General features: G+C 56.2%; 20 protein-coding genes, 2 tRNA genes and 3 rRNA genes. 20 read left to right on the forward strand and 5 right to left on the reverse strand.

Annotation, left to right across the window (positions count from 1 at the left end):
• Positions 1-11: 11 nt before the first annotated feature.
• Both KQ659_RS03320 and KQ659_RS03325 read right to left on the reverse strand, forming a co-directional pair.
• Positions 12-362 (reverse strand): hypothetical protein, encoded by a 351-nt coding sequence (locus tag KQ659_RS03320; protein ID WP_216678801.1) that lies wholly within the window; start codon positions 360-362, stop codon positions 12-14.
• A gap of 103 nt (positions 363-465) precedes the next feature.
• Positions 466-2,421 carry a capsule assembly Wzi family protein gene (locus KQ659_RS03325; RefSeq protein WP_216678800.1) on the reverse strand — a complete coding sequence of 652 codons (1,956 nt, stop codon included), beginning with the start codon at positions 2,419-2,421 and terminating at the stop codon, positions 466-468.
• A 268-nt stretch (positions 2,422-2,689) separates the two neighbouring features.
• Between KQ659_RS03325 and upp the strand changes: the two genes are divergently transcribed.
• Both upp and KQ659_RS03335 read left to right on the forward strand, forming a co-directional pair.
• On the forward strand, positions 2,690-3,400 hold the full coding sequence (gene upp, locus KQ659_RS03330; protein WP_332875061.1) for a uracil phosphoribosyltransferase: 711 nt from the start codon (positions 2,690-2,692) through the stop codon (positions 3,398-3,400).
• A gap of 166 nt (positions 3,401-3,566) precedes the next feature.
• Positions 3,567-4,019, forward strand: coding sequence for a hypothetical protein (locus KQ659_RS03335; RefSeq protein ID WP_216678799.1), 453 nt, complete (start codon positions 3,567-3,569; stop codon positions 4,017-4,019).
• 68 nt (positions 4,020-4,087) lie between these two features.
• Here the strand turns inward: KQ659_RS03335 and KQ659_RS03340 are convergent, their stop codons facing one another.
• Complete coding sequence (locus tag KQ659_RS03340; RefSeq protein WP_216678798.1) at positions 4,088-5,497, reverse strand: DEAD/DEAH box helicase; 1,410 nt, start codon at positions 5,495-5,497, stop codon at positions 4,088-4,090.
• A 157-nt stretch (positions 5,498-5,654) separates the two neighbouring features.
• Between KQ659_RS03340 and KQ659_RS03345 the strand changes: the two genes are divergently transcribed.
• The 3 genes from KQ659_RS03345 to KQ659_RS03355 all read left to right on the forward strand — a co-directional run bounded on the left by KQ659_RS03345 (position 5,655) and on the right by KQ659_RS03355 (position 7,130).
• A tRNA-His gene (locus KQ659_RS03345) sits at positions 5,655-5,730 on the forward strand.
• A gap of 106 nt (positions 5,731-5,836) precedes the next feature.
• On the forward strand, positions 5,837-6,775 hold the full coding sequence (locus KQ659_RS03350; protein WP_216690293.1) for a PfkB family carbohydrate kinase: 939 nt from the start codon (positions 5,837-5,839) through the stop codon (positions 6,773-6,775).
• A 100-nt stretch (positions 6,776-6,875) separates the two neighbouring features.
• Positions 6,876-7,130 (forward strand): hypothetical protein, encoded by a 255-nt coding sequence (locus KQ659_RS03355; protein ID WP_168671110.1) that lies wholly within the window; start codon positions 6,876-6,878, stop codon positions 7,128-7,130.
• Between the two features lie 110 nt (positions 7,131-7,240).
• Here the strand turns inward: KQ659_RS03355 and KQ659_RS03360 are convergent, their stop codons facing one another.
• Positions 7,241-8,974, reverse strand: a complete 1,734-nt coding sequence (locus KQ659_RS03360) for a M61 family metallopeptidase (protein WP_216678795.1) — start codon at positions 8,972-8,974, stop codon at positions 7,241-7,243.
• Between the two features lie 141 nt (positions 8,975-9,115).
• Here KQ659_RS03360 and rpmH point away from each other — a divergent pair, with 141 nt between their 5' ends.
• From rpmH to KQ659_RS03380, 4 genes are all read left to right on the forward strand, one after another.
• Complete coding sequence (gene rpmH, locus KQ659_RS03365; RefSeq protein WP_035563087.1) at positions 9,116-9,274, forward strand: 50S ribosomal protein L34; 159 nt, start codon at positions 9,116-9,118, stop codon at positions 9,272-9,274.
• Between the two features lie 51 nt (positions 9,275-9,325).
• A complete protein-coding gene (gene rnpA, locus KQ659_RS03370) occupies positions 9,326-9,817 on the forward strand; it encodes a ribonuclease P protein component (protein WP_216678794.1) in 492 nt (163 codons plus the stop codon).
• 25 nt (positions 9,818-9,842) lie between these two features.
• Positions 9,843-11,537, forward strand: coding sequence for a S41 family peptidase (locus KQ659_RS03375; RefSeq protein WP_216678793.1), 1,695 nt, complete (start codon positions 9,843-9,845; stop codon positions 11,535-11,537).
• 74 nt (positions 11,538-11,611) lie between these two features.
• Positions 11,612-12,049: a hypothetical protein gene (locus tag KQ659_RS03380; protein ID WP_216678792.1), complete on the forward strand. Its 438-nt coding sequence runs from the start codon at positions 11,612-11,614 to the stop codon at positions 12,047-12,049.
• On the opposite strand, the gene KQ659_RS03385 is transcribed toward KQ659_RS03380, so the two are convergent.
• A complete protein-coding gene (locus tag KQ659_RS03385; protein ID WP_216678791.1) occupies positions 12,046-12,876 on the reverse strand; it encodes an IS5 family transposase in 831 nt (276 codons plus the stop codon). The two genes, KQ659_RS03380 and KQ659_RS03385, sit on opposite strands and share 4 nt — an antisense overlap.
• A gap of 100 nt (positions 12,877-12,976) precedes the next feature.
• Here KQ659_RS03385 and KQ659_RS03390 point away from each other — a divergent pair, with 100 nt between their 5' ends.
• The 11 genes from KQ659_RS03390 to rodA all read left to right on the forward strand — a co-directional run bounded on the left by KQ659_RS03390 (position 12,977) and on the right by rodA (position 25,973).
• On the forward strand, positions 12,977-13,135 hold the full coding sequence (locus tag KQ659_RS03390) for a hypothetical protein (RefSeq protein WP_216685333.1): 159 nt from the start codon (positions 12,977-12,979) through the stop codon (positions 13,133-13,135).
• A 5-nt stretch (positions 13,136-13,140) separates the two neighbouring features.
• Positions 13,141-13,839 (forward strand): tRNA (adenosine(37)-N6)-threonylcarbamoyltransferase complex dimerization subunit type 1 TsaB, encoded by a 699-nt coding sequence (gene tsaB / locus KQ659_RS03395; protein ID WP_216678789.1) that lies wholly within the window; start codon positions 13,141-13,143, stop codon positions 13,837-13,839.
• A gap of 259 nt (positions 13,840-14,098) precedes the next feature.
• Positions 14,099-14,632, forward strand: a complete 534-nt coding sequence (locus tag KQ659_RS03400; protein ID WP_216678788.1) for a DUF2480 family protein — start codon at positions 14,099-14,101, stop codon at positions 14,630-14,632.
• 29 nt (positions 14,633-14,661) lie between these two features.
• Positions 14,662-16,008 carry an APC family permease gene (locus tag KQ659_RS03405; protein ID WP_226929809.1) on the forward strand — a complete coding sequence of 449 codons (1,347 nt, stop codon included), beginning with the start codon at positions 14,662-14,664 and terminating at the stop codon, positions 16,006-16,008.
• A 62-nt stretch (positions 16,009-16,070) separates the two neighbouring features.
• Positions 16,071-17,336: a hypothetical protein gene (locus KQ659_RS03410; protein ID WP_216690292.1), complete on the forward strand. Its 1,266-nt coding sequence runs from the start codon at positions 16,071-16,073 to the stop codon at positions 17,334-17,336.
• Positions 17,337-17,652: 316 nt separating this feature from the next.
• Complete coding sequence (locus KQ659_RS03415; RefSeq protein WP_216678786.1) at positions 17,653-18,855, forward strand: serine hydrolase; 1,203 nt, start codon at positions 17,653-17,655, stop codon at positions 18,853-18,855.
• 663 nt (positions 18,856-19,518) lie between these two features.
• Positions 19,519-21,034, forward strand: a 16S ribosomal RNA gene (locus KQ659_RS03420).
• Between the two features lie 98 nt (positions 21,035-21,132).
• Positions 21,133-21,206: transfer RNA gene (locus KQ659_RS03425), tRNA-Ile, on the forward strand.
• A 196-nt stretch (positions 21,207-21,402) separates the two neighbouring features.
• Positions 21,403-24,322: ribosomal RNA gene (locus KQ659_RS03430) — 23S ribosomal RNA — on the forward strand.
• A gap of 120 nt (positions 24,323-24,442) precedes the next feature.
• Positions 24,443-24,554 (forward strand): 5S ribosomal RNA (rrf, locus tag KQ659_RS03435).
• Together the 16S, 23S and 5S rRNA genes with 1 tRNA gene alongside form the textbook arrangement of a ribosomal RNA operon.
• A gap of 123 nt (positions 24,555-24,677) precedes the next feature.
• Positions 24,678-25,973: a rod shape-determining protein RodA gene (gene rodA, locus KQ659_RS03440; RefSeq protein WP_216690291.1), complete on the forward strand. Its 1,296-nt coding sequence runs from the start codon at positions 24,678-24,680 to the stop codon at positions 25,971-25,973.
• Positions 25,974-26,063: the final 90 nt, after the last annotated feature.

Here is a 26,063-nt window from a genome sequence, read left to right on the forward strand (position 1 = left end):
GGCGAGCGGATTTAAGAACGCCGGAACTCGGCAATTACTTCAATCAGCCCATCAATATGCTGGTTGAATTCGGCCAGCTGTTCGGCGGGCACCCAAAGCTCATTGTGCATTGGGTCGCCCACATTTTGCACGGCAAATTGCGCGAGATATTCATTGTCAACCGCAAACCGCACCACGTAGCCCACACCATAATATGGCACGTTCCAATCACGACTTATCTGCACCGCGTACTCCTCGTTCAGCACCGGGTAAAAAATGGGCTGTTCGGGCAGGCGCGGCGGGAAGCTGCGCCAGTTGCTGGCGGCAATCAAATCCAGCTCCTGTTGGTTAACGGGGCGGTATAGAAGGGTGGTGGCGGGCATGCAATGTGCGGTAAGCTTTAGCTTGCCGTGTAGAATATGGGGTTCTCCATTAAGGAGTTATCGGGAATAATACAAAACGGCAAGCTAAAGCTTACCGCACATCTTAAAACTCGTGCAGGCGCTGGGCGATGTTCCAGCGCACGGCCAGCGAGGCGTACACCTCGTTGCCATTGAGCGCCGGGGTGAGGGAGTAGGTCTGGTGCCGGGCAATGAGCTTGGCATCCAGAAACAGGTTCAGGCGCGGCTGGTAGGTGGCTGTGAAATCGGTGTGGAGCAGGCGGCTCTTGTTGCCCTGGCCGGTGCGGTTGCCGTAGTCCATCGGGTGGAAGCCGTATGGGAGGAGCGGATTGCCGCCGTAGTTGGCAATGGTGCCCGTGGTGATGGGACTGCCGGGAACAGCAGTGCTGAGCGGGCCAGTCGTGATGACATTGCCACCGGCGCTGTAGCCGTAATCCAGGCCTTGCTCGGTGTAAATGGCCTTAGCTACTAGGTTTAGGCGGGGCAGGGGCTGGTAGCTGAGCACGCCCAGCACCTCGGTCAGGTTGGCACCCATGGGGTGGGCGAGGGGCTGGTCGTAGTTCGTGTAGGCAGTGTAATAGCTTTCGTGCTGATAGGTGTAGGGCCGAATGTAGTTCAGCTCCATTTGCAAGTCGAGGTTGCGAATACCCGCTACGTCGATATACTTGGCGCCCAACTGCAAGGCCTGCTTGTTTGACCACCAGCCGTTGCCGGAGCGGATTTCGCTAATCTTAAATTCGTCCAGCACTACCTGCCCATAAAGCTGGGCCGTGTGCAGAATATTCCACTTAAAATCGAGGCCCAGCAGCGCATTATCGGCCGAGCCTACCTGCTGCTCGATGGCCCGGTAGAAGATAATCGGGTTCAGGTACTGCAGCTCGAAGCCCGTGCGCCGGCTGCCCGGGATATAGCGCCCCAGACTGTCTAGCTGGGCATTACGACCACCCAGTACGGTGCTCTCAAACACGCCGATATTGAAGTTGGGCGTTACGTCGAAGCTCAGGTGGTGGAACGCCAGGTATTTCTTAGAGTACACCTGGTCAGCATTTTCCTTATGCGCCGTCAGTTCAGCAAATATGTTTTGGTAGTTGAATTTCCAGACCCGCGTATTCACTTTCAGGAAGAAATACGGCGAGCTGTAATCCGACAGAATCAGCGAGCGATAGCCGTTGCCGATGAAGTTGCGGTCGTGCGCCAGCTGAATGTTGATGTGCTTGCTGGCCGCGTACGTGATGCCGCCGCGAGCCGTGAAGAAGTCGTATTGGCTGCCACCCTGGGTTTTGAAATATTTCCAGTAGCCCTCGTGCGGCACAATCTGGTCGCGCTGGATTCGGTTTTGCACGTACTGCGGCACAGCTTGCTGGTTGTCTGCCAGAAAGGTGTAGAAACCCAGCCGCTGGTCAATGGTGCCCTCCAACTGTACGCCCCGCGTGTTCACGTAGCGCAAGCCGTCGGAGTTTTGGCTGTCCTTGCCGGCCGAAAGCAAGAGTACCGGATTCACGCGCAGCGTAAAATCGGGGGTTACAACGTTGTACAGGTCCGTTTGGTCGCGGTAGAAATACGTGAGTATTGGTTTGGCGCTTTGGTTAATGGACGCCCCCCGGGCGCTGTTGGCCCAGTTATCTTTCAACAGGTATTGGGCGTTGAAGCGGTCGGAACGCGACAGGCTGCCCACGGCGGTCGCGGTACTATCCGGCGAAAGCATCCGTTCGCCCAAGTGGGCCACTGCAACGCGGGTATAAGGCCGCACACTGGTATGCGGGTCGCTCAGCGAATCGGCCCCGAATTTAATGGCGTAGCGGTCAATCAGCCGGTAAATGTCGGCATCGAGCGGCACGTAGTTGGCTCCCTGAGTGGTTTTGCTGGGCTTCGGTTCCATCACCGGCTTATCCGGCAACGGCTGGTCGAAAATTACCCAGGGCGATTTTTCGGTAGCAGTGGCAAGGGCCGAGGTGCCAGACGGGGCAGTTGCCGGCGTTTGGGCCGCTGCCGCGCTGGCCAGCAGCGCCGTAACAGCCGTTAGTAGCAGAGATTTATACATAGAAACAGATAATCCGAATAAAACCGACGCCCTGCTTCCCTGTTAAAAGCCCGGCATCATCATTTTTTAACAAACCTACGCAGCAAGCCGTTGGCGGGTGTAAGAGGGCTGTCGCTGTCCCGCATCGGCTCCAACCTAAATCTGCCGCAGAACCACGCAGGCGCGGACGAATTCCGGCCCGCATTCTTGCCTACTGCCCGTTTTTGTGCCAACTTCGGGGTGCCGGCCGGGCTGTTTGCTTGGCATCCTTCACCAAAATCCTGTTTGTATGGCCACGCCGCTCTCTTCCTCCGCCGCTTCGGCCCCCGCCGCCGCCGATGCCCCCGAGGCCATGGCCAACATCCACGTCGTGTGTGCCGAGCCCAGCATTGCCAATCATTTCCTGGCCGAGCTGCGCGATAAAGATGTGCAGAAGGACAGCCTCCGCTTCCGCCGCAACCTCCAGCGCCTGGGCGAAATTATCGCCTATCGCATTAGCGCCCACCTCAGCTACACCGATAAAACTATTCAGACGCCGCTGGCCGAAACCACCGGCAAGCTGCTCCACGACTTTCCCATTCTGGCCACCGTGCTGCGCGCCGGGTTACCCTTTCATCAAGGTTTCCTGAACTATTTCGATCAGTCGCCCAGTGCTTTCGTGGCTGCCTACCGCATCGAAGGCACCGCCCAGGTGCAGGTGCAGGTCGACTACCTGTCGGCCCCCAGCCTCGATGAGCGCGTGCTCATCCTCGCCGACCCCATGCTGGCCACCGGCAAAAGCCTGGTGCAAACCTACCGCGCCATGCTGCGCTTCGGCATGCCGCGTCAGGTGCACATCGCCGCCGTCATCGCATCGCCCGAAGGCCTGGCCTACGTGGCCCGCGAAATCCCCGAAGCCACCCTCTGGGTAGCGGCCATCGATGAAAAGCTGAACGAGCAAGCCTACATCATTCCCGGCCTGGGCGACGCCGGCGACCTCTCCTACGGCAGCAAGCTGTGATGTAGTGCGAAGCGGTGCTTCGCAGTCCACGGCATGCCAACCCCCCAAAGCACCGCCTTCGCACCACCCCCATGGAACCCTGCCCCGCCAAACGGGGTATCTTTGCCACGCGCCCACCCCGCGTTGCCGTTTCCCTCTCACCCGTTGCCTGCCCTTTCGTTTCGTCGTGCTCCATCCCGCCATTAAATACGCGTCTGTGTTCCTGTTGAGCACGGTCAAGTTTTTGGGCGGCCCGCTGGCCGGCACTTCCATGGGCCTGCATTTCTGGCCCACGCTGGGCCTCACCGTGGCAGGAATGATGACCAGCGTGTTCATTTTCTCGGGCGTGGGCGGAGTCTGGATGCGGCACCGCCAGATGCAGCGCCGCCTGCGCCGTGAGCCTATTTTCACCAAACGCTCGCGCAACATCATCAAGGTATTCCGCAAGTTCGGGATGGGTGGCATCGCCTTTCTCACGCCCATTCTGCTCTCGCCCATCGGGGGTACGGTCATCGCCACGCTGCTGGGCGTGCCCCGCCAGCGCATCCTGCTGCACATGTTTCTGAGCGCATTGTTTTGGGGCGCGGCGCTCACCTTCGCCAGCATCCGCTTCGGCCATCTCATCCACCACGGACATTGATTGAGTTAAGGGTTAGGGGTTAAGAGTTGACAGAACTGCAACTCTTAACCCCTAACCCTTAACTCAATTTACCGTCCCCGCCGCTTCAGCGCCTTCACGCCGGGGTTCGAACCGCCTTTCTTGCCCACAAAAGCCTTCGAGCCCTTGGTGCTCTTTTTCTGGCCTTCGGCGAAGGGCTTGCCGGTGCGCTTGTCAATCGTCACGCCGGGCTTAATCCACTCCTTCTTCTCGTGGAAAGCACCTTTGAAGGTGGGGTCCAGCTTCTTGCGGCGCTCATCGAGCTCGCGGCCCATCTTCTGCTGCTCCTCGAAGGGCGTTTCTTCCACCACCACTTCCTCGGGCAGCGGCAGTAGCTCAATCTTCTGGTTGATGAGCAGCTCAATCTCGGCCACGTGCACCATTTCCGCCTCGTTGGCGAAGGTGATGGCCGCGCCCGTGTGCAGCGCCCGGCCCGTGCGGCCAATGCGGTGCACGTAGTCGTCGTGCACAATCGGCACGTCGAAGTTGATAACGTGCGTCACCTGCGGCACGTCGATGCCGCGGGCGGCTACGTCCGTGGCCACCATGTAGCGCACCTCCCCGGCCTTGAAGGAGTCCATGCTGTTCATCCGCGCGTTCTGGCCCTTGTTGCCGTGAATCACGCGCACCTCGCCGGCCGGAGCCTTGCGCTCCAGGAAGTGGGCCACCTGGTCGGCGTGCTGCTTGGTGCGGCAGAAGAGCAGCACCCGCGTCATCGTATCGATGTCGCGGTGCAGCAGGAAGTGCAGCAGGTTGATTTTGGTGAGCAGGTTGGGCGCTCCGTACATCACCTGCGACACGGTAGAGGCCGTTTTGGCCGGCGGGGTCACTTCCACGCGCACCGGAAACTCTAGAAATTCCTCGCTCAGCGTGGTCACGCGCTCCGGCATGGTGGCCGAAAACAGCGCATTCTGACGCTTGCGCGGGATAATTTCCAGAATGCGCCGAATCTGGGGCATAAAGCCCATGTCCATCATCTTGTCGGCCTCGTCCATCACCAGCGTCTTCAGGTCGGTGAGCCGCACGGCACCTTTCAGGTAAATTTCGAGCAGCCGGCCCGGCGTGGCCACCAGAATATCAAGGCCTTCGGAAATGGTTTCAATCTGGGTTTTTGGGCCCAGGCCGCCGTAAATGGCGAAAATGCGCAGGTCGGTATTCACCGCCAGTGCCTTCAAATGCTTCTCAATCTGCATGGCCAGCTCGCGCGTGGGAGCCAGCACCAGGGCCCGTGGGTTGTTGCCCTGGGCATATTTCACCTTCATGAGGAGGGGCAGGCCGAAGGCAGCCGTCTTGCCGGTGCCGGTTTGGGCAATGCCTAATACGTCGTGCCCGGCCAGCAGCAGCGGGATGGTTTGCTGCTGCACGGGCGTGGGGTCGGTAAAGCCAGCGGCAGCCACGGCCGAAAGCAGTTGTTTGTTGAGCTTGAAATCGTTGAACGATGGGGCAGTGTTGGGTTCCATTCCGCAAAGGTCGGGGTTTTTGTGCGGTAAGCTTTAGCTTGCCGTACTGATAATGCGTGCTTTCCCCACCACGGCAAGCTAAAGCTTACCGCACAACCCGAATTTATTTTGCCTTTTCCCACTTCTTTTTCTATCTTTGCACCACCAAAACAAACATGGTAGATATAGCTCAGCTGGTTAGAGCGTCGGATTGTGATTCCGAAGGTCGTGGGTTCGAGCCCCATTATTTACCCACCAGAAAAAGTCCCCGGAATTATCCGGGGACTTTTTTGTTGCTTGCACTGAATCCGTTTTAATACGGCTTTAATTTCGATTCTTTATTCACCATAATTTACCTGCATGAGCCTGCTCGTCATCGGCAGCGTCGCGTTCGACGCCCTGGAAACGCCCTTCGGCAAAACCGATAAAATCATCGGCGGTGCCGCCACCTACATCAGCCTTTCGGCGTCGTACTCGCTGAAGCCGGTGAAACTGGTGGCCGTGGTGGGCGACGACTTTCCGCAGTCCGACATCCTGCTGCTCGAAGAGCACGGTGTGGACGTGGAAGGCCTGCAAGTGAAGCAGGGCGAGAAGTCCTTCTTCTGGTCGGGCATCTACTCCAAGGACCTGAACTCGCGCGAAACCCTTGTAACCGAGCTCAACGTACTGGCCGATTTCGACCCCATCATCCCCGACGCCTACCAGGATTGCAAGTACCTGATGCTGGGCAACCTGGCCCCGCAGGTGCAGCGCCTCGTCATTCAGCGCCTCGTGAACCGCCCCAAGCTGATTGTGATGGACACGATGAACTTCTGGATGGACATTGCCCTCGACGAGCTCATCGCTACCATCGAAATGGTGGACGTGCTGAGCATCAACGACGAGGAAGCCCGCCAGCTGTCCGGCGAGTACTCGCTGGTGAAGGCCGCCAAAAAAATCATGGGCATGGGGCCGAAATTCCTCATCATCAAGAAAGGCGAGCACGGTGCCCTTCTCTTCCACAAGAACAAGGTGTTTTACGCGCCCGCCCTGCCGCTGGAAGACGTATTCGACCCAACCGGTGCCGGCGACACCTTCGCGGGCGGCTTCATCGGCCACCTCGCCGCGACGGACGACATCAGCTTTGAAAACATGAAGCGCGCCGTCATTCACGGCTCGGCCCTGGCCTCGTTCTGCGTCGAGAAGTTCGGCACCGAGCGCCTGCTCAACCTCACCTCCGAGGAACTGGAAGCCCGCGAAGCCCAGTTTGCCGAGCTGGTGAAGGTGGTGCCCGCCATAGCCGTAGCCAATGTAGCGTAGCACTCCGCAGGCACTGGCGTGAGGAGCAACCTTTTAGGTGAAAATCAGGTATATCAAGTATACTGCCTCCCTTTATATTTCATCCTAAAACTCACCCGCTATGAGCTTGCACCAAGAAGAAGCTAACCTCGAGAATAAAAAAACCTCCGTAGACCCCATGGCCCGAACCGGCCGTAAGAGCACGCAGGTTCAGAACCCGAACGACAACCAGGTATCGCACCAAGGCAATACCACCGATGGCCTCACGGCCGGCGAGGGCGTGCACAATATCCGCAGCAACCCCCAGAACAACAAGCCGATGTCGGTGAACAAAGGCCCGATGAAAAAGGGTGCCGACAATAGCAAAGACCATTAGTAGCTAGCGCTGCTTTAGCAAAAAATGCCCCGCCGGACGAATCCGGCGGGGCATTTTTTGTTTGTGGTAAGGACGCGAATCTTTGATTCCTTATGGGGGATGTTATCCAATTAGAACGCCCACCCCAGCCATTGCTCAAACCCGCGCTGCTGCGCCGTGTCGGCCGTTTCCAGCTTATCAATTGCATAGCGCTGCCCGAAGCTGACGCCCGGCGTGGCGGCTAATGTCACCGTCAGCAGCCGATTTTGGCGAAACACGCTCATCTCGTAGGTCGGCGCGCCGGTGCTGAGCAGGCTTTGCAGGTTCATATCGACGCGGCGGCCATTCACGGCCACTATTTCGTCGTCTACGGTAAGGGAGACGGCGGCGGGCGAGTCAGGCCAGATGGCCATTACTTCCGTCCGCTCGTTTTTCACCACCGTGCGGAAACCAAACGTGCCTTCTGAAGCCGACGCGTTTTCGCCCATCAGCAGCTGGCAGCCCACCGTGTGCAGCACCCGGTCCAGCGGCTCCAGCAGCGGCGCGGTGCCGTAGATAAACTTGTCGAAATAGGCGTGCATGTCGCGTCCGGCCACTTCGTTCACAATGCGCGCATAGTCATCCTCGGTGTAGCCAATGCCGGTTTTGCCGAACTCCTCGTACAGCCGCCGCATCACGTCATCGAGGCTATGGGCGTGGTTGGAAAGCTGCCGGATGGTGAGGTCCAGCAGCATGGCCACCAGCGCGCCCTTGTGGTACACCGACACCTTACGGTCGGGCACGCCGGGTTTGTAGCCGTCCAGCCAGAGGTCCATGCTGGCATCGGCCAGCGAAAGGTTGTCGCCGCCCGCATCGTCGTAGTGCTTGCGCAGTACGATGTTCAGCTCCTCAAAATACTGCGCCGGGGTGCGAACGTGGCTACGCGCCAGTAGGTACTCGCCGTAGTAGGTTGTAATGCCCTCGGCAATGAAACAGGTGCGGAAGTAGTTCTCGCGGCTGTAGTCGTAGGGCTGCATCTCAGCCGGCCGGATGCTCTTGATGTTCCAGGTATGGAACAGCTCGTGGCAGCTCACGCCCAGTAATTCTTTGTACAGCCCTTCGCTCATAATCAGCTCGGCCGGCCCCAGCGTAATCACCGTGGAGTTGTGGTGCTCCACGCCGTGGTAGTGCTTGTAGGGCAGAAACTGGTTCATAAAGTGGTAATCTGCCACCGGAAAACCTCCGAACATAGTCAGCTGCTCCTCCGAAAACGCCTTGAAATCGGCCAGAATGCGCGGCCAGTTCAGCTCCGCCTCGCCCTGCACCCAGACGTGAAAAGGCAGCCCGCCCGCCTCGTATTCCTGATGCACCAGCGTAGGGCTGGCAATCAGCGGTGAGTCGGCCAGCTGGTCAAAATTCTTCGCCGAAAGCACGTTTGGCGCCGTCTGTTTCAGCCCACAGGCCACCTGCCAGCCCTCGGGCAGCGCCAGCGTTAGCTCACACTCCTCCAGCTGCCGCCCCTCGGCATACATCAGCGCCTGCACGGGGTTCAGGTACAGCTGCGTCTCATCGAGCCAGGAGCCGCCGGCGTCCATTTGGTGGGCGTAGAAGCTGTAGCGCACCCGCACGCTGCGGCCGGCCGCATTGGGCACTTCCCACCGGTCCTTCGTGAGCTTGCGGTAGGGCAGGGGCTGGCCGGTTGCGGCGTCAAAAACTTCAACTTTCTGAATCTTCTGGGCGAAGTTCTGCAGTTCGTAGCGGCCGGGCCGCCACGCGGGCAGCTGCAGTTCCAGCGGGGCAGTAGCGTCGGCGGCTACGTCCAGCGTGAGCTCGATTTGTAGGTAAAACGTGAGGGGATTCTCATAGGAAACGCGGTAGTTAATCATGGCCAAATCGGTATAAATGCCCCTAAAACTACTGCCTACCTGCCTGCCGACATAAAAGTGCTTGAGGACCTTGCCTTTTCCAGACAAAGCCCGTACCTTTGCCGGCCCAACTCGAAACTCGTCTTTTTAAGATTCATTGATATGAAACGTACCTATCAGCCCTCGAAGCGCAAGCGCGTTAACAAGCACGGCTTCCGTCTCCGCATGGAATCCGCCAATGGCCGCAACGTGCTGGCCCGTCGTCGTGCCAAAGGCCGCAAGCGCCTCACCGTATCCGACGAAGGCAAGCACAAGCGCTAGTCAAGTAAGCTGTTAGCCAGTAGCTAATGGTTTTTAGCTAACCGCTTCAATATGCAAGAATCCCAATCACCTGGCTTCCCTTTTCCGCAGGAGAAGGGGCCGGGAGATGAGGCTACCGGGACTACGCCCCTCAACCGGCGTTACACCTTCCCGAAAGAGGAACACCTGTGCCGCAAGAAGCTCATCGAAGAGCTTTTTAGCAAGCAGGGTTCCTCTTTTGGCGTTTATCCCCTGCGCATCGTCTGGATAAAAAAGGATGCGCCGACCTTGGCTCCGCCGCAAGTGCTCATCAGTGTGAGCAAGCGCACGTTTAAGCGGGCCGTCGACCGCAACCGGCTTAAGCGGCTTATTCGGGAGGCGTACCGGCTCAATAAATATCGGCTTACCGAGCAACCCGGTGGCCATACAGTGGCTTTTCTGGGTATTATCTTCACGGGCAAGGAAAAAAGTCAGCTGACGTTGGTGGAAAAAAAATTAATTTCCGCTATTCATCGTTTACTGGCTGTACCGGGCGAAGCATCGGCCTCGCCTCCTGCCGCGTAGATTCGCCTACTTGCTACTGTGACTTATGACTATTCGTAAAAAACTACTCGCTACGCTAGCCCTAAGCACGTTGGGTCTGGTCTCTTTTCGAGCTGCTTCTGATAATGAGCGGTATTTCGAAATTGCCAAGAACCTCGACATTTTCGCTACGCTATTTAAGGAAGTCAATACCTACTACGTTGACGAAGTGACGCCCGGCCGGCTGGTGAAAACCGGCATCGATGCCATGTTGCGCTCGCTCGACCCCTATACCAACTACATTCCGGAGGACGACATCGAGGACTTCCGCACCATGACCACCGGGCAGTACGGCGGCATCGGGGCCTCGGTGGTGAAGCGCAACGGCAAAACCGTAGTGCAAAGCGCCTACGAGGGCTACCCCGCCCAGAAGGCCGGCCTGCTCCCCGGCGATGAAATCCTCGACATCAACGGCGTGATTGTCGATAAAAAGTCGAACTCCGATATCAGCAAGCTCCTCAAGGGCCAGGCCAATTCGGTGGTGAAGCTGATGGTGACGCGCTACGGCCAGGAAAAGCCGGTTGAAATCAACATCACCCGCGATAAAATTCAGGTCGATAACGTGCCTTATACGGGTATGATTTCCGGCGATGTTGGCTACTTCCAGCTCGGCGGTTTCACGGTAGATGCCGGTAAGGAAGTACGCGCTGCCATCACCAAGCTGAAAGAGCAGGGCGCGAAGAAAATCGTGTTCGACATCCGCGACAACCCCGGCGGCCTGCTCAACGAGGCCGTCAACATCTCCAATCTGTTCATCGACAAGGGCCTCGACGTGGTGAGCACCAAGGGTAAGGTGACGGAGTGGAATAAGACTTACAAGGCCCTCGACGTGCCGCTCGATACCCAGATTCCGATTGCCATTATCACGAGCAACCGCTCGGCGTCGGCTTCGGAAATCGTGTCGGGCGTGTTGCAGGACTACGACCGCGCCGTGGTGGTGGGCGAGCGCACCTTCGGCAAGGGCCTCGTGCAGGCCACCCGGCCGCTGAGCTACAACTCGCAGCTGAAGGTGACCACCGCCAAATATTACATCCCAAGCGGCCGCTGCATTCAGGAAATCGACTACGCCCACCGCAGCGAAGACGGCACGCTGGGCAAATTCCCCGATTCGCTGCGCACGGCCTTCAAAACCACCGCCGGCCGCACCGTGTACGACGGCGGCGGCGTAGCTCCCGACGTGGAGGTGAATGACCGCGAAATTGCGGACATCACCCGCATCCTGCTCCAGAAAAGCTACCTCTTCGACTACGCCACCCGCTACCGCGTCGAGCACGCCACCATCGTGCCTGCCCGCCAGTTCAAGCTCTCGGACGTGGACTATCAGAAGTTCGTAACCTACCTGCAGGGCAAGAACATCAGCTACAGCACCAATGCCGAAAAGGCCCTCACCGACCTCAGTAAGAAGGTGAAAGAGGAAAAGCATTACGATGACGTGAAGCTGGAGCTCGAAGCCATTCGCAAGAAAGTGACCGTGAATAAGGCCAATGACCTGCAACGATTCAAGCCCGAAATCAAGGAGCTGTTGGAGCAGGAAATCGTATCGCGCTACTATTTCGAAAAAGGCCGCACCGAAGCCGGCTTCGACGACGACCCCAACATCATCGCCGCCGTGGCTGTCCTGAACGACCCGAACCGCTACGCCGCGCTGCTGAAGTCCACGGGCCAAGCCGCCAGCGCCCGCAAGTCGGCGGGGACGAAGTGATTTTGAACTGCGTTAAGTAGAAAAGCAGGCACTGAAAGGCGCCTGCTTTTTTGTCTCCTATGAGTAATAGAGGAATGTCAATCGAAGAGCTTGTAAAGAAGCCGAGCATTTTGGCATCTGTTGTTAGTTCACTAGTAGAGTTGGAAAATGTCGGTAACTCCAGTGAATTGCGGTTGGAGCTTGCGCAGCGATTGGAAGCTGTAGAAACTGAAGCTTCAAAAACGAGAGCGGCTTTTATTCGCAATCAGGAGGCGCAAAATTTCAACGCTAATCGGGAAGCTTGGGGAATACCTGATTTTTCTGAAGAGCTGGTTGAAATTGATGATTTCAAGAAAGGGTTTCTCTGGAGATTCCGGGCTCACACTACTTCTTGGAGCCATAATCAATATGCAGATGAGTGGTTCTACACTTCTTTAGAAGCTAGGAGCGTCACTCGTTATGAGTTTTGGAATTGTGATGAGGAGCCAGAAAAAGTAGATTTTGTTCTTACTGGTAATTATGAAGCTGTTTAGAAAGTCGGCTTTTGATTAATTTTTCGCAAAAAGATGACGACGAAGGCGAGCCAGTGCCAGGCCAGCCAATTGCCGACGCTGGTTTCGTAGCGCACGAGCAAGGTTTTAAAGCCGTCGAGCCAGGCGTTGGCGTGTTCGACCACGACGCGGCGGCGGTAGAGTTCGGGGTCGAAAAAGGTGTCGTCGTCGGTCTGCCAGTCGGCGGCGCGGCGGTTGCGGGGAATGTTGGCCTCGATGTCGCGCCGGGCGCATTCCTGACGAAAGCCTTGGGTGTCAAAGGCTTTGTCGGCGTTCAGAAACAGCCCGGCGACGGGAATATTGGCCGCTTCGAGCGAGGCGCAGATTTCCCCGAACAAGGCGTTGAGCTGGTGGGTGTCGTGGTGGTTGCCCGCCTGCGGGCTGGCGCAGGCCAGCGGTTGTCCCCGGTTATCGGCCAAGAAGAGGGCTGTGGTGGTACGGGCTTTCTTGCGGCCCTGATAGCCGACGGCCTCCCCGCCGTTCTTGGCGGGCGTGTGGCTGCCGTCGAGTTGGACGCTGGAACAGTCCAGATGGGCCCCGTTTTCGCGCAACAAGCGGAGCCATACCCCTTGCCAGGACCCGTCCTTGCGCCACGCATTAAAGCGGGCGTACACGCCCTGCCAGGTCAGCGATGCGCCCGTAAAAAACTGTTTAACAGGCAATAATCGCCATTGACAGCCGCTTTTGAGTTTGTAGAGAATGGCTTCCACCAACTCGGCCGGCTCCACGACCGAGGGGCGGCCATGGGCGGAGAAGGTGAGCGCGGGCAGAATCCATTGGCGAATCATATCTTTGGACAGGACTTCCATTAAAATGCGAAAAAAGGAGTGTTACACCTCAAATTTCGCGCTTTTTTGGGAGTCCTTTGACTTTCTAAACAGCTTCTATAAATCAATCCTCAAGCAGCTTTTGGCAGAGCATATTTATGAAGTCTTGGTCAGTCCAGCTTTTTCCAAGCAAGAGTTGGCGGAATACATCGATGATTTTTCTGAAGATGATAAAGACTACTCACTGGATGAAGTGATAGAAGAGTACATCAGTCAGAACCCAAATTTTAGTGTTGAGTAAACGAAATGCTTCTCCTTTCCCTCGAAACCTCATCCCCCATCTGCTCAGTCGCCCTACACCGCGTGGCCGACGGCTCCCTGGTCGGCCAGTCCGAGCTGCGGCTCGATAAGTCGCACTCCACCCACCTCACCATCCTCATCGAGCAGCTGCTCGCAAACACCGGCCACCAGCTGGCCGACCTTGCCGCCGTGGCCGTGAGCGACGGGCCCGGTTCCTACACTGGCCTGCGCATCGGGGCCGCCGCCGCTAAGGGCCTGTGCTTCGCGCTCGATATTCCGCTGGTGGCCGTGAGCACGCTCAAAGCGCTGGCGGCGCAGGTGGCGGCCGGCACTGCCCGGCCCGAAAACTTCCTTTTTTGCCCCATGCTGGATGCCCGGCGGCAGGAAGTTTACGCCGCCATCTATGCCTGCGACGGGCAGGAGGTGCTGGCTCCCACGCCTCTCATCCTCGACGCCGATACGCTGGCCGAACAATTGGCCAATAATTCCGTGTTGTTATTTGGCAATGGCGCGGCGAAGTTTCAGGTGGTGCTGGGGGAGTCGGCGCAGGCTGGTTTCCTGGCGGGGATTGAGCCTTCGGCTATTTCGGTGGGGCAACTGGGCGTAGCTGCATTCCACCGGCAGGAATTTCAGGATGTGGCGTACTACGAGCCGTTTTATCTGAAAGAAGTGTATACCACCACGCCGAAAAAACAGCCATTATGAGCTTTCGGACTAGTGCCGATAGCCTTGCCAAGTGCCGCCATAGCGGTAGCCCGGTCGGGATTTTGCTTTAACGCAACAGCTCTCGCAAACAAAAAACCAGCTTTTGCCCCTGGCTATTGTTTGAATTCGGTATAGCGTGGTAGCCTCCTGCTGGCAATGCGCGCAAAGCTTAGTTTTCATGGTTGCTGCCTTGTTGTCACTGCTACAGTAACTGTTGCCTGCGAAGCACTGTTTTAACTTATTCTCCTGCTAATTTCTTATGGAAACCGAACCCCTCTTCGTCAACCGCGTCGCCAACTCCGGCCTCGTCACCCTCAACCTGGAAGAGCTCATCCACCCCGGCGAGCGGGTGGTGTACGACATCAAAGACAACCTCTTCCACGGCCTCATGCTGCGCGAAAAGGATTTCCGCGAGTTCGTGAAAACCAACGACTGGACGCCCTACGACGGCAAAAACGTCGCCATCATCTGCTCGGCCGATGCCATTGTGCCCACCTGGGCCTACATGCTGCTCGCCACCAAGCTCCAGAACCACGCCCACCGCTACGTCTTCGGCAACCTCGACGCCCTGGAGCAGTCGCTCTTTGAAGAAGCCATCGCCGCGATTGATATCGAAGAATACCGCGACGGCAAAGTAGTAGTGAAGGGTTGCGGCAATGTGCCCGTACCCACGTTTGCCTACGTGGCCATTATGCAAAAGCTACTGCCCGTCACCAGCAGCGTCATGTACGGCGAGCCATGCAGCACCGTGCCGCTTTACAAAAAGCCTAAAGCAGCCAGCACAGCGGAGTAGCCGCAGCAACCCTTCGCATCTTTGCGTTTGTGAAGGCAACTACTCCCCCCAATCTCCCCTATAAAATTACTTTCCTCACCGGCGCGGCTATCGTCATTGCCAACATGGTGGGTACGGGCGTATTTACCAGCCTTGGTTTCCAGGTAATCGGTATCCAGAGTGGCTTTGCGCTGCTGATGCTGTGGCTCGTGGGCGGCCTCATTGCCATCTGCGGTGCGGTGTGCTACGGCGAGCTAGCCGCCGCCATGCCCCGTTCGGGGGGCGAATACCATTACCTCAGCCAGATTTATCATCCCGCGCTGGGTTTTTTGTCGGGCTGGGTATCGGCCACGGTGGGCTTTGCGGCCCCCACGGCGCTGGCCGCCCTGGCGCTGGGCGAGTATGCCCGGCGCGTGTGGCCGGGCCTCCAGCCTACTTGGCTTTCGGTAGCGGTGGTTTTGGTACTCACCTTTGTGCACGGCAGCAGCACTCGCGCCGGTAGCCGGTTGCAAGTTGCCATCACGGCCCTCAAAGTAGCCGTATTAGTGCTTTTTATTGGCGCGGGTATGCTAATGGGGGAGGGGCAGCCCTTGAGTTTCGCCCCCGATGCCGCTGGTTGGCAAGCCTTGGTAAGCCCTGCGTTCGCCGTATCGTTGGTGTATGTGAGCTATGCTTACTCGGGCTGGAATGCCGCCGTGTACCTCACTGGCGAAATAGAAAATCCCCGGCGTAATCTCTCTCGCATTCTGTTGGTTGGCACCGCCGTCGTACTCCTATTATATATAGGGCTCAATTACGTGTTTCTCCGCTCCACTCCATTGGTTGGGTTAAAGGGGCAGGTAGAGGTAGGATTTGTGGCCGCAACCTCACTTTTTGGGGCAGCCGGGGGGCGGCTAATGGGGGGCGTAATTGCAGCTCTGCTCGTTTCCACCATCAGCTCGATGATTTTTGCCGGGCCCCGCATCGTCCAGACGATGGGGGAGGACATTCCGGCGCTGCACTTTCTGGCCCCCAAAAGCCGCGCCGGCATTCCGGTACGGGCATTATTGCTGCAAATGGCCCTCACGCTGGCCTTTATTCTGAAGCCCAGTTTTCAGGGCGTGTTGGTTTACGCCGGCTTTGTGCTGAATCTATTCACCTTCCTCACGGTGTTGGGTCTTTTTATTCTTCGTTGGCAGCAGCCTAATCTGCCGCGTCCTTATCGTGCCTGGGGGTATCCTGTTACGCCGCTCATTTTTCTGGGTCTCAGTGGCTGGACCCTTGCCTTTATTCTGCGCGATAAACCAGTAGAGTCGCTTTATGGCCTGGCTACTTTGGCCGTGGGCGCACTGGTGTACTTCCTCACTATGTACCTGGCAAATCGTCGTCCCGCCCCGTTGGCTAAAGGGGCACCGTAACTTGCGTCTTCATTCCGGACTTCATTCATCGAAGTCCATCGTTTTCCATTCGCTCCTATATAATGTACTTCCGCACCGTTGCGCTCCGATTTCTGCCGGCCGCTCTGCTTCTATTAACTGCCTGTTCCGAGTCAAATACCACAACCGAAACGGCCACCACGGCTGCCGAGGAATCGATGGCTTCTACTGCTGAAGCCATCGATTCTACGAAGGCAGTATCCGCTCCGGCATCTTCTGCCAGCGCTACCTCGCGTCCCAATCGCCTCACCGCTCCCGATACTGCCTATGCGCAGGATGTTGCGCTCTTCCTCGGCGGCCAGCAGCCCAGCCAGCACAGCGCCCTCGCCCAACTTGTCCAGCAGCCCGCCTGGCAGGCCTTTGCTCAGGACCAGGATAAAAGTTGGGATAAATACCGCGCCACCCATACCACGCGCATGACTAAATGGGCCGCCACCGAACTCGATTCCGTGCACGCCAACAGCCCCACCATCTTCTACCCCTTCAGCGGTCCCGATTTCCTGAACGTCTTCACGATGTTCCCCACCAGCCAAACCTACGTCCTGATGGGCCTCGAACCCGTTGGCAGCGTTCCTGCCCGCGCCTCCCTCGAAAATCCCAAGCTGTTCCCCGCCGTCAAAGCCTCGCTCTGGTCGGTACTCAATTTCAGTTTCTTTCGCACCAACGACATGGCCGTCGACCTCAAGTCGGTGGAGCTCGACGGAGCCTTGCCACTACTCATGCTTTTCGCTACCCGCACCGGCAACCAAATTACCGCCATTCGGCCCGTGCAGCTCAATGCTACCGGGCAGTTGCAGGATGCTCCCACTGATACCACCCAGGCCGCTCACCCCAAATCGGTTCTTGGGGTTGAAATCAAGCTCCTTAGTCCCGATGGTCAGCCTAAAACGGTCTATTACTTTTCCACCGACCTCAGTAACCACGGCCTCAATGTCAAGCCTACCCCGCTTGCTTTCGTGCGCAGCCTCGGTCCCCTCACCACCTACGTGAAGTCCGCTACCTACCTCATGCACAAGGTTTATTTCAGCGAAGTGCGGGCACTCGTCCTCCGTCGTAGCCGCTACATTCTGCAAGACGATTCTGGTATCGCTATGAAGTACTTCCAGAAAGGGGCCTGGCAGTTCAATTACTACGGTGCCTACAAACGTCCTATCAACTTGTTCGCCAAGCACTACCAGCCCGAGCTCACGGCCGCCTACACCGATACGCTCCACAAACCCAAGGCGCTGTCCTTCGGCACGGGCTACAACTGGCGTCAAACCGACTCCAACCTCCTCCTCGCCAAACGCCTAGTCCCCCTGGCCGACTAACCCCCGTATAAAATCAGCCCCACAGGGCCGTGGTGGCAACATCACGGCCCTTTTTATTTGCAACGCTATGGAAATCCTGCCTCTTAAAATCTACACCTATATAATAGGAGTCGCTAGCCTGTGCGCAGCAACAGCCGTCACAACCCTAGCTACTCAAGCTACAACTACTCATAACCTAGTTTCGTCAGGCTCCCCCTCTCCGCAGGGAAATGCACACAAAGTATGTCTTCGGAGGCCGGGGGCTGAGGTAAATCGCCCTCACGAACCGGTGCCCCCTCTCCGCGGGAGAGGGGCCGTGCCCGGTAGGGGTCAGGGGGTGAGGTTAACGCCAGGAGACTCCCCCCTCCTAGACTCCCTAATCCACACAAAACCTTTATTAACAAGAATAGCTACCAACCCCCAATACGAGCTCCAAATCATCTACACCCAAATCAACCGCGACGCCCAGAACCGCCCCACCTTCACCCCCCACACCTACCACCTCAACCCCCGCCAGTACTTCAACCCCGCCAGCCTGGTCAAACTACCCGTCGTCGCCCTCTCCCTCGAAAAGCTCAACGACCTCCACAACCCCCGCGTCACCCGCCGCACCATCATGACCACCGGCACCGCCTTCCGCTGCCAAACCCCCGTCCCCTTCGCCGCCCCCGCCGACTCCGACCGCACCGCCACCGTCGGCAACTACATCAAGCGCATGCTCCTCGTCAGCGACAACGTCGCCTACAACCGCCTCTACGAATTCCTCGGCCAGCGCTCCCTCAACGAGCGCCTCACCCAACTCGGCTACCCCACCGTCCGCATCACGCGCCGCTTCGCCCCCTGCGATACTGCCGCCAATCGCCACACCAACCCCATCAGCTTCCACACCCCCCAGGGTGATACCCTCTATCAGCAACTCGCCCAATACAATCCCATCACCTACACCAGCCCCCTCGGCCGCGTCCTCAAAGGCCGCGCCCACCAGGCCGGCGGCCGCGTCATCCCCACCCCCTACGATTTCACCACCGCCAATAACCTCCCGCTCCCCGATATCACCACTCTCCTCCAAAGCATCCTCTTCCCCGAATCCGTCCCCGCCACCCAACGCCTCCGCCTCACCCCAACTGATTACGCCTTCCTCTGCCGCTACCTCCACGCCACCCCCCACGAGTCCGGCTTCCGCACCTACACCCCCGCCCGCTACTTCGATGCCTACAAAAAGTACCTCTACTACGGCCGCAACCCCGACCTTCCCCACCAATCTGCCCTCCGCATCTATAACATCGTAGGCATGTCCCACGGCTACCTCGCCGATATTGCCTACTTCGCCGACTACCTCCACCAGTCTGAATTCCTCCTCAGCGCCGTCCTATACGTCAACCAAAACGGCATCATCAACGACGGCACCTACGAATACGAAAGCATCGGCCAGCCCTTCCTCGCCCAATTAGGCCGCCAAATCCAGCAATACGAAGCCCAACGCCCCCGCCAATACCGTCCCAACCTCACCGAATTCTTCGCCCCCGAGCCAATTCGCTAAATTTTATCAAAAATTCCCCGTTCGCTAAGTCACTGATTCCTAAAAGTCCATTGTTCCCAGTTGCTCCATCAGTACCCCAGTAAGCCTAAATCTTTCCTCTACGCCTTGGATACTCAGAAAATCACCCTACTTTTGCAGTCCCAAATCGTCTAACGGACTACGGGTTCTGCCAAAGCAACTGCTCCAACAGAAATTTGACCAGTGAGGAACTTCATGGCCGCAATACCTGTATTGCTCATCCATGTCAGCCCAGCAAAGCCTAGAAAAATTAATTTCGAAAGCCCTTGTGAAAGTCGAAAAAAGCCCCTTACCTTTGCACCCCGCTTCGACAGGAGGCCGGAAAGACTTGAAAAGCGAAACGAACGAAAAATAAAAACTTTTCATCTTTTGCTTGTCAGTTAAAAACTTCTTCTTACCTTTGCACTCCCAATCGCAGGAAAGGGAATTGAGAGAAAGAAAAACAGGCAGTTCACACCGCCACACTATCACGCCAACTGGGCTGATACACGTTCTTTGAATGTTTGGAAAAGACAAATAGTAAGGGCTTTTTGCAGCGATGCAGGGAGCAGCAATTACAAGCGTAACACGAATACATGAACTCGTTAATACGAGTCGGATTAGCACTCGACATCAGCCAGTTTTCGAACTGGTGTAGAACATTTTACAATGGAGAGTTTGATCTTGGCTCAGGATGAACGCTAGCGGCAGGCCTAATACATGCAAGTCGAACGGTCTTTAGCAATAGAGATAGTGGCGCACGGGTGCGTAACGCGTAACCAACCTACCTGAATCTGGGGGATAGCCCGCCGAAAGGCGGATTAATACCGCATAAAACTGCAGCTTGGCATCAAGTAACAGTTAAAGATTTATTGGATTCAGATGGGGTTGCGTGCCATTAGCTAGTTGGCGAGGTAACGGCTCACCAAGGCGACGATGGCTAGGGGAGCTGAGAGGCTGGTCCCCCACACGGGCACTGAGATACGGGCCCGACTCCTACGGGAGGCAGCAGTAGGGAATATTGGGCAATGGACGAGAGTCTGACCCAGCCATGCCGCGTGCAGGATGAAGGCTTTCTGAGTCGTAAACTGCTTTTATCAGGGAAGAAAAAAGGGGATGCGTCCTCTACTGACGGTACCTGATGAATAAGCACCGGCTAACTCCGTGCCAGCAGCCGCGGTAATACGGAGGGTGCAAGCGTTGTCCGGATTTATTGGGTTTAAAGGGTGCGTAGGCGGTTCTTTAAGTCCGGGGTGAAAGCCCACTGCTCAACAGTGGAACTGCCCTGGAAACTGGAGGACTTGAGTACAGACGAGGGTGGCGGAATGGATACTGTAGCGGTGAAATGCATAGATAGTATCCAGAACACCGATTGCGAAGGCAGCTGCCTAGACTGTAACTGACGCTGAGGCACGAAAGCGTGGGGAGCGAACAGGATTAGATACCCTGGTAGTCCACGCCGTAAACGATGGATACTCGCTGGTGGCGATAGATGGTCACTGGCTTAGCGAAAGCGTTAAGTATCCCACCTGGGGAGTACGCTCGCAAGAGTGAAACTCAAAAGAATTGACGGGGGCCCGCACAAGTGGTGGAGCATGTGGTTTAATTCGATGATACGCGAGGAACCTTACCTAGGCTAGAATGCGCGTGACCGGCTCAGAGATGAGCCTTTCCTTCGGGACACAAAGCAAGGTGCTGCATGGCCGTCGTCAGCTCGTGCCGTGAGGTGTTGGGTTAAGTCCCGCAACGAGCGCAACCCCTATGTTTAGTTGCCAGCATGTAATGATGGGGACTCTAGACAGACTGCCTGCGCAAGCAGTGAGGAAGGCGGGGACGACGTCAGGTCATCATGGCCCTTACGCCTAGGGCTACACACGTGCTACAATGGACGGTACAGCGGGTTGCCAACCAGCGATGGTGCGCCAATCCCGAAAAGCCGTTCTCAGTTCGGATCGGAGTCTGCAACTCGACTCCGTGAAGCTGGAATCACTAGTAATCGCGTATCAGCAATGACGCGGTGAATACGTTCCCGGGCCTTGTACACACCGCCCGTCAAGCCATGGAAGTTTGGTAGACCTGAAGCTGGTGCTCCGCAACGAAGCCAGTTAGGGTAGAACAGGTAACTAGGGCTAAGTCGTAACAAGGTAGCCGTACCGGAAGGTGCGGCTGGATCACCTCCTTTCTGGAGCAATTCGACTCGTGAGTTCGTGGCGTGAGACGCTTACAATTACAACTTATTATTGTCTTTTCCATCATTCAAACAATTTTGAATCCGAATACGGGCTTGTAGCTCAGGTGGTTAGAGCGCTACACTGATAATGTAGAGGTCCGTGGTTCGAGTCCACGCAGGCCCACTTGGCTTTGCCAAACGGTCTGAAAAGCTCAGGATTCAGTAATACCGATTGACTTCAATAGGAGGTCAATCTCGACACTACTAAATACCAGAGTAGTACACGTTCTTTGACGTAAGGGGTAACAAAAACGAAGCGTAGCGCGCTTGCCTCAGTAATGGGGAAAGCATCTTCTAGTAATAGAAGCAGCGTTTACGAAAAAGAAGTAAGAAAGAGCACACGGGGGATGCCTAGGGTCTCAGAGGCGACGAAGGACGCGATAAGCTGCGATAAGCTGGGGGTAGGGGCACATACCCGATAATCCTCAGATTTCCGAATGGGGCAACCCCTCACATGGAAGATGTGAGAGCTGACCAGCTTGACTGGCGGCGGCAAACGCAGGGAACTGAAACATCTAAGTACCTGCAGGAAAAGAAAATAACAATGATTCCCCAAGTAGTGGCGAGCGAACGGGGAGGAGCCCAAACCGGGTTGGTTACGGCCAATCCGGGGTTGTAGGACCACGACATCTGATTGAATCGAGTTAGCTGAAGCCGTTGGGAAACGGCACCATAGACGGTGAGAGTCCGGTAAGCGACAATTCTGATTCACGGTAGTGGGATCCTGAGTAGGGCGGGGCCGGAGAAACCCCGTCTGAATCGAGCGGCACCATCCGCTAAGGCTACATACTCCTGAGACACCGATAGTGAACTAGTACCGTGAGGGAAAGGTGAAAAGAACCGGGAATACCGGAGTGAAAAGAACCTGAAACCGTGTGCTTACAAGCAGTTAGAGGGATTTAGTGTCCTGATAGCGTGCCTTTTGCATAATGAGCCTACGAGTTACTCCTCCCCGGCAAGGTTAAGCGCTTTAAGGCGCGGAGCCGCAGCGAAAGCGAGTCTGAATAGGGCGTGCAGTCGGGGGGGGTAGACGCGAAACTTTGTGAGCTACCCTTGAGCAGGTTGAAGGTGCGGTAACACGCACTGGAGGACCGAACCAGTTTCCGTTGAAAAGGATTTGGATGACTTGAGGGTAGGGGTGAAAGGCCAATCAAACTGAGAAATAGCTCGTACTCCCCGAAATGTATTGAGGTACAGCGTCGTGGTTGAGGTCATTGGAGGTAGAGCTACCAATAGGACTAGGGGGTGTCAGAGCCTACCGAATCCTGATGAACTCCGAATGCCAATGGCTATACACGGCAGTGAGGCCTGGGGTGCTAAGGTCCCCGGCCGAGAGGGAAAGAACCCAGACCAACAGCTAAGGTCCCTAAATCTAGATTAAGTTGAACAAAGGAGGTCCACTTGCTTTGACAGCCAGGAGGTTGGCTTGGAAGCAGCCATTCCTTTAAAGAGTGCGTAACAGCTCACTGGTCGAGCGAGCGGGCGTCGATAATACGCGGGCATCAAATCTAGTACCGAAGCTTTGGATGTGATGTGCAAGACCATCACGTGGTAGGGGAGCATTCTCCTTGCGGTGAAGGCGTGTCGTCAGGCATGTTGGAGCGTGGAGAAAAGCATATGTAGGCATGAGTAACGATAATGCGGGTGAGAAACCCGCACGCCGATAGACTAAGGTTTCCAATTCAACGCTAATCGGAATTGGGTTAGTCGGGACCTAAGGGGAAGCCGAAAGGTGCACTCGATGGACAGCAGGTTAATATTCCTGTACTAATGGTAGCAAGTGATGCAGTGACGCAGAAGTGAAAGCACCGCGGGCGGACGGAAGTGCCCGTTGAAGGCCGTAGGTATTGGGACCGTAGTTAAGTACGCGGACCTAGCCGAAAGCTGATAGTACCGTACGACCTTCGGGTCACGCGGATAGTGTGCCTAATCGGACTGCCAAGAAAACCTGCTAAGCGTTTTAATGCTATTATTACCCGTACCGCAAACCGACACAGGTAGTCAAGGAGAGTATCCTGAGGCGCTCGAGTGAATCACGGCCAAGGAACTCGGCAAAATGGACCTGTAACTTCGGGAGAAGGGTCGCTTCCTCGTTGCAAGACGAGAAGCCGCAGTGAAAAGGCCCAGGCGACTGTTTAACAAAAACACATGACTTTGCTAACGCGCAAGCGGACGTATAAGGTCTGACACCTGCCCGGTGCCGGAAGGTTAAGAGGGGAACTTAGTCGCAAGGCGAAGGTTTGAATCGAAGCCCCGGTAAACGGCGGCCGTAACTATAACGGTCCTAAGGTAGCGAAATTCCTTGTCGGGTAAGTTCCGACCTGCACGAATGGTGTAACGATCTGGGCGCTGTCTCAGCCGTGAGCTCGGTGAAATTGTAGTCTCGGTGAAGATGCCGAGTACCCGCCACGGGACGGAAAGACCCCGTGCACCTTTACTATAGGTTGCCATTGGTGTTGGGTTCGGCATGTGTAGCATAGGCGGGAGGCGCTGAGCCGGGGACGCTAGTTCTCGGGGAGCCAACGTTGAAATACCGCCCTTGCCGTGCCTGATGCCTAATCCCGGAATACCGGGAGACAGTGGCTGCTGGGTAGTTTGACTGGGGTGGTCGCCTCCAAAAGAGTATCGGAGGCTTTCAAAGGTCCACTCAGTACGCTTGGTAACCGTACGCAGAGCGCAATAGCATAAGTGGGCTTGACTGTGAGGCCGACTAGCCGAGCAGGGTCGAAAGACGGATATAGTGATCCGGTGGTTCCGCATGGAAGGGCCATCGCTCAAAGGATAAAAGGTACGCCGGGGATAACAGGCTGATCTCCCCCAAGAGCTCATATCGACGGGGAGGTTTGGCACCTCGATGTCGGCTCGTCACGTCCTGGGGCTGGAGAAGGTCCCAAGGGTTCGGCTGTTCGCCGATTAAAGTGGCACGCGAGCTGGGTTCAGAACGTCGTGAGACAGTTCGGTCCCTATCTGTGGTGGGCGTTGGAAATTTGACAGGACCTGTCCTTAGTACGAGAGGACCGGGATGGACCAGCCGCTGGTGCGCCGGTTGTACCGCCAGGTGCAGCGCCGGGTAGCTACGCTGGGACGAGATAAGCGCTGAAAGCATCTAAGTGCGAAACTCACCTGGAGATGAGATTTCCCAATGGAAGGCCCGTCGGAGATGACGACGTTGATAGGCGGCAGGTGAAAAACTAGAAATAGAATAGCTGAGCCGTACTAAGTGGCCGAGGGCTTCTTTTCATCCGCAAGGATGGCGTCGAGCGCGCACAATACGTTTCGTTTTTGTCCCCTTATGTCGAGTTATTGAGGAGTGTGTTCCTGCGCAAGCAGGGTAATAGAACACGCACACTCCCCGCCAGCAATGGTGGCTTTAGCCCGGGTGTTCACCTCTTCCCATTCCGAACAGAGTCGTTAAGCCCCGGTGCGCCTATGGTACTGCCTTCACCGGTGGGAGAGTCGGTCGCCGCCAACCTTACAACAGGAAATCCTCTTGGATGCTTTCACCAGCAACCAAGAGGATTTTTGCTGTCTGCGATGATGCAGAAAGAGTTTGGACTGGCGTATTTTTGTCAACTTATCTTTATTTACATTATTTTTGCAAGTTTCTCCCGCACGCTATAGCAGAAGTATTGATTGGGTAACGGTATTGCTTTATGTGATACTGGTTGGAATCGGTTGGGTTTGTATTTATGCATCGAGCTACTCGCCGGACGCGCCAGCAAATCCTTTAAGCAATATGAGCTTTGATAAGCTGATGGCGTTTAACTGGTTCAAACAATTATTATGGATTGCGACTGGAGTTGTATTGATTGTTGTACTGCTGGTAGTTGACTACAAGGCATATGATACTCTGGCGTATGCGTTGTATGCGGGCATGATTGTGCTGCTGCTGATAACAATGGTGGTGGCTCGGCCGATTGCTGGGTCCCGTTCCTGGTTGGAATTGGGACCGGTAAGATTGCAACCAGCTGAGTTTGCAAAGTTTACGACTGCGTTGGCTGCTTCACGCTTTATGGCGAGTATTAACCTGAGATATCAGGATTGGCGTGACCAGTTGATACTGGCTGGGATTACGCTGTTGCCGCCGTTGCTGATTGTAGCGTCGAATGAATCGGGGCAGGCGCTGGTTTTTGGGGCGTTGCTGCTGGCTTACTTCCGGGAGGGGATGTCTCCGCTGATATTACTGTTGTTGGTAGTGGCCGGCGTTGTGTTGATATTGGCTTTAATAGTGCCGAAGATGTGGCTTATGGCTGCTTTTACGGTGATTTTGCTGGCTGTGCTGGGGATTAACCGGCGAGTGTTGCGGCACCATATGCCGTTGGCAATTGGGGTATGGGTGGCGGTGATTGGAATGGTTGTGGGTGTAGATTTCTTCTATAACCACGTATTACAGCCCCACCAGCGGCAGCGGATTGAGATATTAATAAATCCTTCTTCGGACCCGTTGGGTAAGGGATGGAATGTAACTCAAAGTAAAATTGCCATTGGGTCGGGGGGATTGTTGGGGAAGGGTTTTCTGCAAGGGACGCAGACTAAATTCGATTTCGTACCTGAGCAGAGTACTGATTTTATTTTTTGTACGGTAGGGGAGGAATTTGGCTGGATGGGCAGCTTAGTGGTGATTGGGCTTTACCTAACGCTGCTGTGGCGCATTATTTATGTGGCGGAGCGGCAAAAGTCTGTTTTTGGACGAACGTATGGCTATTGTGTGGCGAGTATTTTGTTTTTCCACATCACTGTGAATATGGGCATGACAATAGGCTTGGCTCCGGTGGTAGGTATTCCACTGCCTTTCTTCAGCTACGGCGGGTCTTCATTATGGTCGTTTACCATTTTACTGTTTAGCCTACTGGCGCTTGATGCTTACCGAAAGCAGGATTTGGTACGCTGATGGGGAAAGCACAGGTGCCGGGTTGGGTGTGGGCGGTGCTGGTGGGCGCACACGTATTGACGTTGGGCTGGGTGCTTCGCCAAGGGAATT

It is taken from the genome of Hymenobacter siberiensis, from assembly GCF_018967865.2.
In the GTDB taxonomy this organism is placed as follows: Bacteria; Bacteroidota; Bacteroidia; order Cytophagales; family Hymenobacteraceae; genus Hymenobacter; species Hymenobacter siberiensis.

Excerpts from the sequence above, each read along its gene's own strand:
- KQ659_RS03375 (WP_216678793.1), top strand. The coding sequence starts at position 9,843 with ATGACTATTCGTAAAAAACTACTCGCTACGCTAGCCCTAAGCACGTTG.
- KQ659_RS03385 (WP_216678791.1), bottom strand. The coding sequence starts at position 12,876 with ATGGAAGTCCTGTCCAAAGATATGATTCGCCAATGGATTCTGCCCGCG.
- KQ659_RS03350 (WP_216690293.1), top strand. The coding sequence starts at position 5,837 with ATGAGCCTGCTCGTCATCGGCAGCGTCGCGTTCGACGCCCTGGAAACG.
- rpmH (WP_035563087.1), top strand. The coding sequence starts at position 9,116 with ATGAAACGTACCTATCAGCCCTCGAAGCGCAAGCGCGTTAACAAGCAC.
- rnpA (WP_216678794.1), top strand. The coding sequence starts at position 9,326 with ATGCAAGAATCCCAATCACCTGGCTTCCCTTTTCCGCAGGAGAAGGGG.
- KQ659_RS03410 (WP_216690292.1), top strand. The coding sequence starts at position 16,071 with ATGTACTTCCGCACCGTTGCGCTCCGATTTCTGCCGGCCGCTCTGCTT.
- KQ659_RS03340 (WP_216678798.1), bottom strand. The coding sequence starts at position 5,497 with ATGGAACCCAACACTGCCCCATCGTTCAACGATTTCAAGCTCAACAAA.
- upp (WP_332875061.1), top strand. The coding sequence starts at position 2,690 with ATGGCCACGCCGCTCTCTTCCTCCGCCGCTTCGGCCCCCGCCGCCGCC.
- KQ659_RS03355 (WP_168671110.1), top strand. The coding sequence starts at position 6,876 with ATGAGCTTGCACCAAGAAGAAGCTAACCTCGAGAATAAAAAAACCTCC.
- KQ659_RS03400 (WP_216678788.1), top strand. The coding sequence starts at position 14,099 with ATGGAAACCGAACCCCTCTTCGTCAACCGCGTCGCCAACTCCGGCCTC.
- KQ659_RS03325 (WP_216678800.1), bottom strand. The coding sequence starts at position 2,421 with ATGTATAAATCTCTGCTACTAACGGCTGTTACGGCGCTGCTGGCCAGC.
- tsaB (WP_216678789.1), top strand. The coding sequence starts at position 13,141 with ATGCTTCTCCTTTCCCTCGAAACCTCATCCCCCATCTGCTCAGTCGCC.
- KQ659_RS03380 (WP_216678792.1), top strand. The coding sequence starts at position 11,612 with ATGTCAATCGAAGAGCTTGTAAAGAAGCCGAGCATTTTGGCATCTGTT.
- KQ659_RS03320 (WP_216678801.1), bottom strand. The coding sequence starts at position 362 with ATGCCCGCCACCACCCTTCTATACCGCCCCGTTAACCAACAGGAGCTG.
- KQ659_RS03360 (WP_216678795.1), bottom strand. The coding sequence starts at position 8,974 with ATGATTAACTACCGCGTTTCCTATGAGAATCCCCTCACGTTTTACCTA.